The 12,588-nt window shown below is 29.4% G+C and carries 12 protein-coding genes; all 12 read right to left on the bottom strand.

Going from position 1 to position 12,588, the window contains the following annotated elements:
* Nucleotides 1-4: 4 nt before the first annotated feature.
* The 12 genes from DIS07_RS13110 to DIS07_RS13055 all read right to left on the bottom strand — a co-directional run bounded on the left by DIS07_RS13110 (nucleotide 5) and on the right by DIS07_RS13055 (nucleotide 12,565).
* Complete coding sequence (locus tag DIS07_RS13110; RefSeq protein WP_109405711.1) at nucleotides 5-835, bottom strand: prohibitin family protein; 831 nt, start codon at nucleotides 833-835, stop codon at nucleotides 5-7.
* A 44-nt stretch (nucleotides 836-879) separates the two neighbouring features.
* Nucleotides 880-1,782, bottom strand: a complete 903-nt coding sequence (locus DIS07_RS13105; protein ID WP_109405710.1) for a cation diffusion facilitator family transporter — start codon at nucleotides 1,780-1,782, stop codon at nucleotides 880-882.
* 44 nt (nucleotides 1,783-1,826) lie between these two features.
* Nucleotides 1,827-3,854 carry a VWA domain-containing protein gene (locus tag DIS07_RS13100; protein WP_235869148.1) on the bottom strand — a complete coding sequence of 676 codons (2,028 nt, stop codon included), beginning with the start codon at nucleotides 3,852-3,854 and terminating at the stop codon, nucleotides 1,827-1,829.
* A 104-nt stretch (nucleotides 3,855-3,958) separates the two neighbouring features.
* Nucleotides 3,959-4,705: a 3-oxoacyl-[acyl-carrier-protein] reductase gene (gene fabG / locus DIS07_RS13095; RefSeq protein ID WP_109405709.1), complete on the bottom strand. Its 747-nt coding sequence runs from the start codon at nucleotides 4,703-4,705 to the stop codon at nucleotides 3,959-3,961.
* Between the two features lie 106 nt (nucleotides 4,706-4,811).
* Complete coding sequence (gene sucD, locus DIS07_RS13090; protein ID WP_109405708.1) at nucleotides 4,812-5,684, bottom strand: succinate--CoA ligase subunit alpha; 873 nt, start codon at nucleotides 5,682-5,684, stop codon at nucleotides 4,812-4,814.
* Between the two features lie 107 nt (nucleotides 5,685-5,791).
* A complete protein-coding gene (locus DIS07_RS13085; protein WP_109405707.1) occupies nucleotides 5,792-6,721 on the bottom strand; it encodes a UDP-3-O-(3-hydroxymyristoyl)glucosamine N-acyltransferase in 930 nt (309 codons plus the stop codon).
* A 2-nt stretch (nucleotides 6,722-6,723) separates the two neighbouring features.
* Entirely contained in the window at nucleotides 6,724-7,494 is a 771-nt protein-coding gene (locus tag DIS07_RS13080; protein ID WP_109405706.1) for a class I SAM-dependent methyltransferase, read from the bottom strand.
* A gap of 6 nt (nucleotides 7,495-7,500) precedes the next feature.
* Nucleotides 7,501-8,067, bottom strand: coding sequence for an elongation factor P (gene efp, locus DIS07_RS13075; protein ID WP_109405705.1), 567 nt, complete (start codon nucleotides 8,065-8,067; stop codon nucleotides 7,501-7,503).
* 8 nt (nucleotides 8,068-8,075) lie between these two features.
* Nucleotides 8,076-8,861: an acyl-ACP--UDP-N-acetylglucosamine O-acyltransferase gene (gene lpxA, locus DIS07_RS13070; RefSeq protein WP_109405704.1), complete on the bottom strand. Its 786-nt coding sequence runs from the start codon at nucleotides 8,859-8,861 to the stop codon at nucleotides 8,076-8,078.
* Between the two features lie 7 nt (nucleotides 8,862-8,868).
* Complete coding sequence (locus tag DIS07_RS13065) at nucleotides 8,869-10,260, bottom strand: bifunctional UDP-3-O-[3-hydroxymyristoyl] N-acetylglucosamine deacetylase/3-hydroxyacyl-ACP dehydratase (protein ID WP_109405703.1); 1,392 nt, start codon at nucleotides 10,258-10,260, stop codon at nucleotides 8,869-8,871.
* A complete protein-coding gene (lpxD, locus tag DIS07_RS13060; protein WP_109405702.1) occupies nucleotides 10,253-11,296 on the bottom strand; it encodes a UDP-3-O-(3-hydroxymyristoyl)glucosamine N-acyltransferase in 1,044 nt (347 codons plus the stop codon). Before lpxD ends, DIS07_RS13065 begins: the two co-directional genes overlap by 8 nt.
* Before the next feature lie 45 nt (nucleotides 11,297-11,341).
* A complete protein-coding gene (locus DIS07_RS13055; RefSeq protein ID WP_109405701.1) occupies nucleotides 11,342-12,565 on the bottom strand; it encodes an HD domain-containing protein in 1,224 nt (407 codons plus the stop codon).
* Between the last annotated feature and the right edge of the window lie 23 nt (nucleotides 12,566-12,588).

Genomic DNA, 12,588 nt, shown 5'->3' with positions numbered 1-12,588 from the left:
TGTTTTATTGATTTCCTAAAATAATAGGCATTCCGTTTTTACCAGAACCAATAACTATTACTTTACTATTATTAGATTCAGATAATTTCAAAGTAGCTTCAATACCTTTTTCTTGTAGAATTTTATCAGTTAAAGAAGCACTTAAAATTTTATTTGCAGTTGCTTTACCTTCAGCATCAATTCTTTGTCTTTCAGCTTCTTTTTTAGCTTTAGCAATTCTAAATTCGTATTCTAAAGATTCTTGTTCTTGTTTTAATTTAGTTTCAATTGCTGTTCTAATTGTAGGTGGTAATTTAACGTCTTTAACTAAAACTCTTTTTACCATTAAATATTGGTCTTTCAATAATTTTTGAACTTCATCTAAAATTTCTTGTTCAATTACATCACGCTTACTAGAATACAATTGTTCTGGAGTATAACGTCCAAAAACACTTCTTGCTGCTGCATTAATTGCAGGATCTAACAATTCACGTTCATAATCTTCACCTTTAGTTTTAATTAATAAACCTAGATTCGAAAATTCAGGTTCATACCATACCGTTCCACTTACTTTTACTTCTAATCCGTTTACAGAAAGTACATTCATTTCATCAGAAACCGATTGCTGACGCACTTTACGTATAATCATTTCATTCCATGGAGCTACTATTTGAAAACCTTCTCCATAAGTTTTCTCTGTATTTATACCATCACCAAAACGTTCAAAAACTACTCCACCTTCACCAGGACCAATAGTAACTGTTGATTTTGAGAATAATATTAATAAAGCTACTGCAACTACAATAAAAAACACACCTCCTTTAGGAAACTTTATATCTACTTGATTATTTGCCATTTTTAAAGTTTTTTAATTTATTTCAAATTTACAACTTATGTTCTTCAAACACAATTGATATAGTCACAATCTTCTGTTTTTATTTCTAATTCTAGTGTAACATGTTCAAAACTAAAATTATCATGCAAAAGGCTTCTAATTTTGTCTTTTAGAGCTTTCCCTTCTTTCCAGGAAAGAGACTCATCAACAATTAAATGCATTGTTAAAATATTATACTCTCCATCCATAGTCCAAAGATGACAATCGTGTATGCTTTTCACATCTTCTATTTGCAAAATTTGCTTGCGAACTTCATCAGAAGAAACTTTTACAGGTGTACCTTGCAAAATAATTCTTATACTTTCTCTACCATTTTTAAACACATTATAAAGAATAAATGCTGCTATCAATAGAGATAAAACAGGATCTAAAACAGGAATGTCATAAAATTGCATGACTATACTTCCAATTAACACAACAGTCCAACCTAAAACATCTTCTAGCATGTGTAAGGATACAACTCTCTCATTAATAGACGTTCCTTTTCTCAGTTTTAAAACTGCAGCACCGTTAACAATAATACCTAAAATTGCAAACCACATCATACCTTTTGCATCGGAATGTTCTGGCAATATAATTCTCGGAATAGATTCGATAATAATAAAAATTGAACCAATGAAAAGAATTATAGAATTTATAATAGCTCCTAATAATGAGAACCTTTTAAAACCATAAGAATAAGTTTTAGTTGCTTTTTTGTTAGATAATTTTTGAAAATACCATGCCATTCCTAAACTTATAGTATCTCCTAAATCATGAATTGCATCAGAAGTTATAGCTAGACTATTTGTATATACCCCTCCTATAAACTCTACAATAGTAAAAAATAAATTAAGAAAAAAAGCAGCACTAATATTTTCTGTTGAAGAATGATGCTGATGTGCATGATGGTGGTGATGATGTTCCATTTTTACTTATTTGATTATAAATTTAAATAAAAGATGCATTTTAATTAAATTTTACCAAAATACTTTCTTGTAAACCATTCAGAAGTAAATAGAAAGATTATAATGAATAAAATCCATTTCCAATCTATTAATTGTCTTTCTTTTGTAATCGATTTTTGTATAGTATAATAAGCTTTATTATCTAATAACTCATTTAACAGTTCCTCTTTTTGATTTTTGTAAAAAAGTTTACCATTCGATTTATCCGCTAATTTTTGCAGCTTATTTGTATTCGCATTTGTAAACTGTTCTTCTATTTGATAATCAGTAATCTTAAATTTTCCGAAACTATTTATTTTTTGATTTAAAACAGTTACTTTGTAAACATAATCTCCAGATGGAAGATTCTCTATTTCTGCTTGATAAGAATTGTTTGCCAATGAAAAAGGCAATTTAACACCCTTTTTGGTAACCGTATTGGTGATGGAGATTTCTAACGAAGCTCTTGAATCAAACTTATAGTTCTTATCTGTATAGAAGGCAGAAATAGAAATAATTGCATTTGCAGGATATAAATTTTCTACATTAACTTCTAAGCGATTTCTTTTTTTATTAGTAGCCAAATATTGTACTAAACTTCCTATAAATTCATCAAAATCTTGAAATGAACTAGTATTTAAAAAGGTATTACTTCTCCATTTCCATATTCCTTCTCCAAATAGAATTGCAGTTTTTTGATTGTTTTCTTCAAAAGTTGAAAGTAATGGTTGTTCCGTTAGTAATCCATTAATATTTTGATATAATAAGTTTTGATGTTCTTTTTTAATTGAGATTTCTCCAAACTTGTCTTTTAATGGAGTAAATTGTTCAAAACCAATATTTTTCTGAGAAAAAGTTAGAAACCCATTATTATGTTTTGCAGCAAATAGTTCTAGTTTGTTGATAAATTGTTTGGAAAAACCAAGTCTTTTTCTGTTGATAAAGCTCCAATCCGTATTAGTTCCAGAAATCAAAAAATAATTAAGGTTTTCTTGTTTTATATCATTGATAACATTATTGAACTTAACTGTAGGTTGATACAAAATAATAAGCTGATAACCATTTAAATCTTTTTTAAATTCGTTAATATTTATAATATCTACTGAGCGCTGTTTATTTTGCTCTATTGCTTTTTTTAAGCCCCCTAAATCAGGATGTAAAAATGAAGAGAGTATTAATACTTTTGTTTGTTCATCTATAACTTCTATTGAAAAATTTTTAGAGTTGTTTTTTATGTTTTTTTCTCCATTAACTTTATCAACCGAAGCTTTATAATATTGTAAGCCTTCTTTAGTGGATGTTAAATGTGTAGTTATAACTTTAGAATTTTCATTTGCTGAAAATTGAATTCTTTTTCTAAAAACAACTTTTCCATTTTTAGAAATTTTAAACTTAGTATTAACAGTTTCTTTCCCATCATAGTTAAGAATTACTTCAACTGGAAATTTATTTTTAACAAAACTATACTTATTAACATTTAACTGTTTTATAATTAAATCTTTATATAACGAAGTGTCTCCAAATACTAAAGGATAAATACCTTGTTTTGCTATAGTAAACTGATAATCATTCCCTATAGTTTGATTACCATCAGTAAGCATAACAATTGGCGAAATTCGATTTCTATACAATACTTTAGATTCATGAATAGCATTAAAAATATTAGTATTACTTTTAGTGAAAGTTAAACTATCTTCACTTTTTATAGTTTTTCCAAAGTAAAATTCTTTGACATCAAATTTTCTGTTAAGCTTACTATTCTCTTTTAAAAACGTTAAAACATCTCTGACATTATTTTCTTCCTTAAAAAAGGAAATTGATTTAGAATTATCAACCAAAATAATTAAAACAGGTTTTGTGTTTTCAAATTCTACACTTTTTAATGTTGGATTAATAAGTAATAAAAAAAGAAAAAAAAGTGCAAGTGATTTTATAATAGAAAGAAAAATATGAATTCTTGGAGTTTTTTTTACTTTATAAAAATATTGAAAATATCCAACAAAAACACTTAATAAGAAAGCAATAATGATATAAAAAATACTGACTATTTGCAAAGGTTTTTTATTTATTGTGAAGATATAAAGAACTATTAAAAAATAAAAAACCTGCAACGATTAATTGTTACAGGTTATTAATTAAATTATATTTTAAGATACTTTTAAGTTAACATACCTCCATCAACAGACAAAGTTTGGCCAGTAATATAAGCACTCATATCAGAGCCTAAGAAAACACAAGCATTTGCTATATCTTCGGGTTGCCCTCCTCTTTTTAAAGGAATTCCATCCCTCCAACTTTGTACAGTAGCTTCATCTAATTTAGCAGTCATTTCTGTTTCTATAAAACCAGGAGCAACAACATTGCTTCTAATGTTTCTAGACCCTAACTCTAAAGCGACAGATTTTGAAAAACCTACAATTCCTGCTTTTGAAGCTGCATAATTAGTTTGACCAGCATTTCCTTTTAAACCAACAACAGAGCTCATATTAATAATAGAACCACCTCTTTGTTTCATCATAGGGCGAATTACTGCTTTTGTTAAATTAAATACAGATTTTAAATTAACTTCTATTACTTTATCAAAATCTTCTTCTGTGATACGCATTAACAGGTTGTCTTTAGTAATACCTGCATTGTTTACTAAAATATCAATTGATCCAAATTCTTTTAAAACATCTTTAGCTAATTCTTGAGCAGCATCAAAATTTGCAGCGTTAGATTGATATCCTTTTGCAGAAACACCTAATGCTTTTAATTCTTCTTCTAAAGCATTTGCTGCATCAACAGAAGAACTATAGGTAAAAGCAACATTGGCTCCTTGTTTAGCAAATTCAATAGCTATACCACGCCCAATACCTCTAGTAGCACCGGTAATAATAGCTGATTTGTTTTCTAATAATTTCATATTGTTTAGTTGTATTTAAGGCTCCAAAGATAATAAAATAAAAAACTCGCAAAGCATAAATACTTTACGAGTTCTTTTGTAATAAGAAATATTATAAATTGTAGATTTAATTTAAAACACTAGCCACCATTTCACCAATTTTAGCAGGAGAACTAACTACATGAACTCCATTTTCAGCTAAAATCTTCATTTTCGCTTGTGCAGTATCATCAGCACCACCAACAATTGCTCCAGCATGCCCCATTGTTCTTCCAGCTGGTGCTGTTTGTCCAGCAATAAACCCAACAACTGGTTTTCTATTACCATCTGCTTTAATCCATTTTGCTGCTTCAGCTTCTAGATTTCCACCTATTTCACCAATCATAACAATAGCTTCAGTTTCATCATCATTCATTAACAATTCAACCGCTTCTTTAGTAGTAGTTCCAATGATTGGGTCTCCTCCAATTCCAATTGCAGTTGTAATACCAAAACCTTGTTTTACTACTTGATCTGCTGCTTCATAAGTTAGTGTACCCGATTTAGAAACTATACCTACTTTTCCTTTTTTAAAGATAAAACCTGGCATAATACCTACTTTAGCTTCATCTGGAGTAATAACTCCCGGACAGTTAGGACCAACTAATGTGCAATCCTTATCTGCGATGTATGCTTTTACTTTTACCATATCTGAAGTAGGTATTCCTTCAGTAATACAAATAATTACTTTTATTCCAGCATCTGCAGATTCCATGATGGCATCAGCGGCAAAAGCTGGGGGTACAAATATAATAGATGTATCTGCTTGTACTTTTTCTACAGCTTCTACAACAGTGTTAAAAACTGGTTTACCTAAGTGCTCTTGACCTCCTTTTCCTGGAGTAACTCCCCCAACAACGTTGGTTCCATAATCAATCATTTGTCCAGCGTGAAATGTTCCTTCACTACCAGTAAAACCTTGTACAATTATATTTGAATTTTTATTTACTAAAACACTCATGGTTTGATTTTTTTTAATTTAGTGATGCAAAAATAGTTCTTTGTTTGCTTTTTAAAAAAGAAAACCTAATAATTATATTAATATTAATCCTTATAATAAGTTAAAATTTACTCAGTATTTTTTCTTTCTTTTAAGAAACGTTTTATTTCTGCTAATTCTTTTAACTTTTCTCTCGATTCCGATATAGGAGTTCCAAAATAACTTTTCCCACCAACAACAGATTTTGTAACCCCAGTTTGACCTAAAATTACTGCACCTTTTCCAATTGTAATACCACTATTTGTTCCAACTTGTCCCCAAATTGTAACTTCATCTTCTATGATAACACATCCAGCAATTCCTGTTTGAGATGCAATTAAACATTTCTTACCAATAATGGTGTCATGACCCACGTGAACTTGATTGTCAATTTTTGTTCCTTTTCCTATTGTAGTACTACCCGAAACACCTTTATCTATAGTACAAGACGCACCAATATCTACATTGTCTTCTATAACAACTCTACCTCCAGAAATTAATTTATCGTAACCTGTAGGTCTATTTTTATAATAAAATGCATCAGCTCCTAAAACTGTATTTGCATGAATGGTAACATTGTCTCCTATCACAGCATTATCATAAATTGACACGTTTGGGTGTATAATACAATTTCGACCAATTTTTACATCATTTCCAATAAAAACATTAGGTTGAATTATGGTGTTTTTTCCTATAATTGCTGAATCAGAAATACTAACTATCGATGCAATAAAAGGGTTAAAATGTATGGTTAATTTATTAAAATCACGAAATGGATCGTCAGAAATCAATAATGATTTTCCTTCTGGGCAATCTACTTCTTTGTTAATTAATATAGTAGTAGCAGCAGAATTTAAAGCTTTATCATAATATTTTGGATGATCTACAAAAACAATATCACCTTTTTCTACAACATGAATTTCATTAATTCCTAAAATTTCAAAATTTTTATCACCAATAAAATTAACATTAAGAATGTCAGCTATTCCACTTAGAGTTTGAGGGAATTTAAATTTCATATTTATTTTTTATTACTTCCGTAAATTATAACTCTTGCAAATAATACGTAGAGAAAAGGTATTTTAGAGAAAAATACATCTAAATTATAACCTAATTTATTAATCCAATTGTCGTAGTTTTTATCTCCAAAAATTTTTAAAGAAATGAACCCAAAAGCAACAGAAAAGAAATCGAAAAAATAGTGATTGAAAGTAAATTTATTACGAATAATTTTAAAATCTTTAGAAACTAAAGCATGTTCATCTGGAGTTCTCTCTTGTGGATTCAACTTTCTATAAATCTTATACAAAGGGTTCATGTTTAGTGGTTCTAGGAATACTACTTTTCCTCCTGGTTTTAACACTCTATGAATGTGTTCAATAGATTTTTCTATGTCTAAATGATGTAATATTGCACCACCAAAAACTACATCAAAAGAATTGTCATCAAAAGTTAATGCATTAGCATCCATTAAATGATGGCTAATTTGAAAAGGTTGTTTTGCCGCATGAAGTTTTCCATTTTCTAACTCAACCTCAGAAATATTTATGCAAGTTAAACTTTTTGGTTTTGTGTCTTTATTAAACCAAGCTGCCCATGTGTAAGAACCAATTTCTAAAACATCTTTACCGTTAAAATCTTTTAAAAGTTTTTTTAAAATTTTCTTTTCTCTTTTGTAAGAATAGTAAAAAGCATGCCTGCGAAGTTTTTTAATCTTTGTTCTGTCTAGCTTACCTTCATTCCAGTAGTCTTTTTCAGTCTGATTAATCTCCTCTCTGGTTTTAGTTGCCATGAACAATTAGTCTTTGATACGTTCTTGATAAGTACCTTTAGTAGTTTCTACTTTAATTTTATCTCCTTCATTAATAAATAAAGGCACATTAATTCTCGCTCCTGTTTCTACTGTAGCAGGTTTTGTGGCGTTTGTTGCAGTATTTCCTTTAACTCCAGGTTCTGTATGACTTACTTCTAAGATAACACTTGCTGGCATCTCAACAGATAAAGGCATATCATCTTCAGAATTAATAATAATGGTAACAACTTCTCCTTCTTTCATCAATTCAGGAACATCCAAGGCTGTTTTTTGCAATTGAATTTGAGAGTAATCTTGCTCATTCATAAAATGGTAAGTATCTCCATCATTATATAAGTATTGAAACTTGTGAGTTTCTACCCTAACATCATCAATTTTTCTACCCGCAGGAAAAGTATTATCTACTACTTTTCCATTAGTTACACTTTTTAATTTTGTTCTAACAAAAGCAGGACCTTTACCTGGTTTTACATGTAAAAATTCTACAATTTTATAAATATCATTATTGTATCTAATACACAATCCGTTTCTAATATCTGATGTTGTTGCCATTCTTGTTTTTAATTAGCTTTATAATATCCTTTCATAATTCCTCGGTGCGAATCTTTTATAAACTGAATTATTTCATCTCGCTCTGGTGTTGCTTCCATTTCTGCTTCAATGATTTCTATCGCTTGTGAATTATTATAATTTTTTTGAAATAATATTCTGAATATATTTTGAATTTCTCTTATTTTCTCAGTGGTAAACCCTCTTCTTCTTAATCCTACAGAATTGATTCCTACATAAGATAAAGGCTCCCTTGCAGCCTTTACATAAGGAGGAACATCTTTTCTAACTAATGAACCACCAGTAACAAACGCATGTTTACCTACAGACGCAAATTGATGTACAGCCACCATACCCGCTAAAACTACATTATCACCAATAGTAACATGTCCTGCTAAAGTTGAATTATTAGAAAAAATACAATTATCACCAACAAAAGAATCATGAGCAATATGACAATAAGCCATAATTAAGCAATTGTTTCCTATTTTGGTTTTCATTCTATCATTAGTTCCCCTATTAATAGTAACGCATTCTCTAATAGTAACATTGTCGCCAATTTCTACAGTAGTTTCTTCGTCATCAAATTTTAAATCTTGAGGTATAGCAGAAATTACAGCTCCAGGAAAAATTCTACAATTTTTACCTATTCTTGCACCTTCCATTATTGTTACGTTCGAACCTATCCAAGTTCCGGAACCAATTTTGACGTTGTTGTGAATTGTTGTAAAAGGTTCTATTACAACATTACGAGCAATTTTAGCTTGTGGATGAACGTATGCTAATGGTTGATTCATATTTATCTTATTTTATTTTAGAAATTTGTGCCATCAATTCAGCTTCTGCAACTAATTTTCCATTTGCATAAGCATAGGCTTGCATGTGGCAAATTCCTCTTCGAATAGGTGTAATTAATTCAGCCTTAAATATAATTGTATCTCCCGGTAAAACCTTTTGTTTGAACTTAACATTATCCATTTTCATGAAATATGTAAGATAGTTTTCAGGGTCTGGAACCGTACTTAACACTAAAACTCCTCCACACTGTGCCATTGCTTCAACTTGTAAAACCCCTGGCATAACTGGAGCTCCAGGAAAATGCCCAACAAAGAAATTTTCGTTCATCGTAACATTTTTCATTCCCACAACATGCTTATCAGAAAGTTCTAATATTCTATCAATTAATAAAAATGGTGGTCTATGAGGTAGAATATCCATAATTTGATGAATATCCATTAATGGTATTTGATTTAAATCGTATTGAGGAACATTGTTTCTTTTTTCTTGTTTGATAATTTTTGCTAATTTTTTAGCAAAAACAGTATTTACCAAATGTCCGGGTTTATTTGCAATGACTTTACCTTTTATTCTTGTACCTACTAGAGCTAAATCTCCAATAACATCAAGAAGTTTGTGTCTTGCTGCTTCATTTGCCCAATGCAATGTAAGATTATCTAAAATACCGTTTGGTTTAACAGTGATATCGTCTTTTTTAAAGGCTTTTTTTAGTTTTTCCATTGTTGTCCCTGATAATTCCTTATCAACATATACAATGGCATTGTTTAAATCACCTCCTTTTATTAAATCGTTTTCTAAAAGCATTTCTATTTCATGAAGAAAGCTAAATGTTCTTGCAGCAGCTATTTCCTCTTTAAAATCAGAAATCTTTTCTAAATTAGCATTTTGAGTACCTAAAATTTTAGTTCCGAAATCTACCATTGCTGTAACCTGATATTCATCAGAAGGCATTAAAATTATCTCACTACCAGTTACTTCATCTTTGTACGAAATAATTTCTTTAACAACGTACTCTTCAATATCAGCATCTTGTTCTTCTACACCAGCTTTCTCTAATGCTTCTACAAAATATTTTGAAGAACCATCCATAATTGGTGGTTCAGAAGAGTCTATTTCTATCAATAAATTATCGATATCTAAACCTACTGCAGCAGCTAAAACATGTTCTGAAGTTTGAATTTGAACGCCATTTTTCTCTAAATTAGTTCCTCTTTGTGTGTTTACAACATATTCTGCCTTAGCTTCTATAGTTGGAGAGCCTTCTAAATCTATTCTGCTAAAAGCAAATCCGTGATTTACAGGAGCAGGTTTAATTGTCATATTAACTGTGTTTCCAGTGTGAATTCCAACACCAGATAAACTAACTTCTTTTTGTATTGTTTTTTGTTTCTTACTCATTTATGGTTGATTTTTGAGTCTTCAATTCTTTTTCTATATCATTTAGTTTTGATACCATTTTAGGCAAATTTCTAAAATAAACATAGCTTTTATTAAAATCAGAATAACCAAATGCAGGAGTACCTTGCACAAGGTCATTATCTTTTAAATTTTTGGTAATACCAGATTGAGCCTGAATACGAACGTTGTTACCAATTGTTAAGTGACCAACAATCCCTACTTGCCCACCAATCATGCAATTTTCTCCTATTTTAGTTGAACCAGCAATTCCTGTTTGAGCAGCAATAACAGTATTCTTTCCAATTTCCACATTATGAGCTATTTGAATTTGATTGTCAAGTTTAACTCCTTGTCTTATAATAGTTGAACCTAATGTAGCTCTATCAATAGTTGAAGAAGATCCAATATCTACATGGTCTTCTATAATAACATTTCCAATTTGAGGAATAGCATTATATTCACCGTTTTCATCTGGTGCAAAACCAAAACCATCTGAGCCAATTATTACACCAGAATGTATTTTACAATGATTACCAATTTGTGTTTCTGAATATATTTTTACTCCAGAAAAAATCACACAATTATTACCAATAACTGTATTATCCCCTATAAATGAATTAGGGTAGATTTTAACATTATTACCAATTACCACATTTTCTCCTATATAAGAAAATGCGCCTAAGTATATACCATCGCCTATTTTAGCAGAACCCGAAACAAAATTTGGTTGCTCAATACCTATTTTGTTATTCTTTACTTCGTTATAAAATTCTAATAATTTTGAAAAAGATTTGTAAGCATCATCAACTTTTATAAGGGTTGTAGAAGTTTCTTTTTCTAGCTGAAAAGATTTATTAACAATAACTATAGAAGCAGTTGTTGTGTATAAATAGGGATTGTATTTTGGATTTGATAAAAAGGTTAAAGATCCTTTTTCTCCTTCTTCTATTTTAGACAGTTTAGAAACTTCTTCATTAGGATTTCCTACAATATCGCCTTCTAAAATGTCTGCTATTTGCTGCGCTGTAAATTTCATTAATCGCAAAAATATAAAATTTATAGTGATTTGACTAATATCATTTTACTTTGGATAACAAATAAAATGCTTTATAACAGGATTTGTAAGTGCCTGAAGATTTAATTGGTCTGAAGCATTTACTATATCTTCAATTTTTCCTTTTTTATTTAAGATATATATTGGTTTATTTGAATTGTATGCTTGGTTTATGATGATATCGGAAAAAACAAAAAAACTGCTTTCAGTTTTATTTAAACCGAATCTTTCTGATATTGTATCTGTTTTTTTTGAAATGTATTGTTTATCAAATTTATTATTTTGAATTTCAATTCTAAATAGTTTTCTATTTACAATCATTTTTGACAATAATGACAACACCTTATCTTGATGATGTGTCCATTCTTTAATAGATAATAGCACATCATAATCATCTAATTTAGAGAACATTTCTAATGTTTTATCATTAAAATTGGTTTTAGAAATTTTAGTACTTAAAAAATAGTTGAGCGATGTACTCGAAAATAGTTTTTCTCCTTTTTCAGCTAATTCTTTAGCCCTTTTAAGTACTTTTACTAACATATTTTCTGCTACTAAGCCAGTTTTATGTAAATATACTTGCCAATACATTAATCTTCTTGCAATTAAGAATTTTTCTACAGAATAAATTCCTTTTTGTTCAATTACCAATTCATCGTTTATAACGTTCATCATTGCAATTAATCTATCAGATGAAATATTTCCTTCGGTAACTCCAGTGTAAAAACTATCTCTTTTTAAATAGTCTAATCTATCAATATCTAACTGACTGGAAATAAGCTGGTAGAGGAATTTTCTAGGATTTTTCCCTTCAAAAATTGTTATTGCTAATGAGAGTTTTTTATCAAACTCATCATTCAACTTTCTCATAAATTTTAATGAAATTTCTTCATGAGAAATTCCATCTACAATACTATGTTCTAATGCATGAGAAAAAGCCCCGTGTCCAATATCATGTAATAAAATTGCAATATACAATGCGTTTTCTTCATCCTCAGAAATATCTACTTGTTTAAAGCGTAAAACTTGTACAGCTTTTTGCATTAAATGCATACAGCCAATAGCATGATGGAATCGAGTATGATTTGCACCGGGATATACTAAATTAGAAAAACCCATTTGAGTAATTCTTCTTAATCGTTGAAAATAAGGATGTTCTATAATATCAAAAATTAAAGAATTTGGTATTTGGATAAATCCATAAATAGGATCATTTAAAATCTTTAATTTATTAGGTTTTTTTTTCTTCAAAAGAGAGTTTTTATCAATCTATG

The sequence above is a fragment of the Polaribacter aquimarinus genome (assembly GCF_003129485.1).
In the GTDB taxonomy this organism is placed as follows: domain Bacteria; phylum Bacteroidota; class Bacteroidia; order Flavobacteriales; family Flavobacteriaceae; genus Polaribacter; species Polaribacter aquimarinus.
This window is presented reverse-complemented; position numbering and strand designations above follow the sequence as displayed.

Coding starts and splice junctions, on each gene's coding strand:
- efp (WP_109405705.1), bottom strand. CDS start 8,067: ATGGCAACAACATCAGATATTAGAAACGGATTGTGTATTAGATACAAT.
- DIS07_RS13085 (WP_109405707.1), bottom strand. CDS start 6,721: ATGAAATTTAAATTCCCTCAAACTCTAAGTGGAATAGCTGACATTCTT.
- DIS07_RS13065 (WP_109405703.1), bottom strand. CDS start 10,260: ATGAGTAAGAAACAAAAAACAATACAAAAAGAAGTTAGTTTATCTGGT.
- fabG (WP_109405709.1), bottom strand. CDS start 4,705: ATGAAATTATTAGAAAACAAATCAGCTATTATTACCGGTGCTACTAGA.
- lpxD (WP_109405702.1), bottom strand. CDS start 11,296: ATGAAATTTACAGCGCAGCAAATAGCAGACATTTTAGAAGGCGATATT.
- lpxA (WP_109405704.1), bottom strand. CDS start 8,861: ATGAATCAACCATTAGCATACGTTCATCCACAAGCTAAAATTGCTCGT.
- sucD (WP_109405708.1), bottom strand. CDS start 5,684: ATGAGTGTTTTAGTAAATAAAAATTCAAATATAATTGTACAAGGTTTT.
- DIS07_RS13110 (WP_109405711.1), bottom strand. CDS start 835: ATGGCAAATAATCAAGTAGATATAAAGTTTCCTAAAGGAGGTGTGTTT.
- DIS07_RS13105 (WP_109405710.1), bottom strand. CDS start 1,782: ATGGAACATCATCACCACCATCATGCACATCAGCATCATTCTTCAACA.
- DIS07_RS13080 (WP_109405706.1), bottom strand. CDS start 7,494: ATGGCAACTAAAACCAGAGAGGAGATTAATCAGACTGAAAAAGACTAC.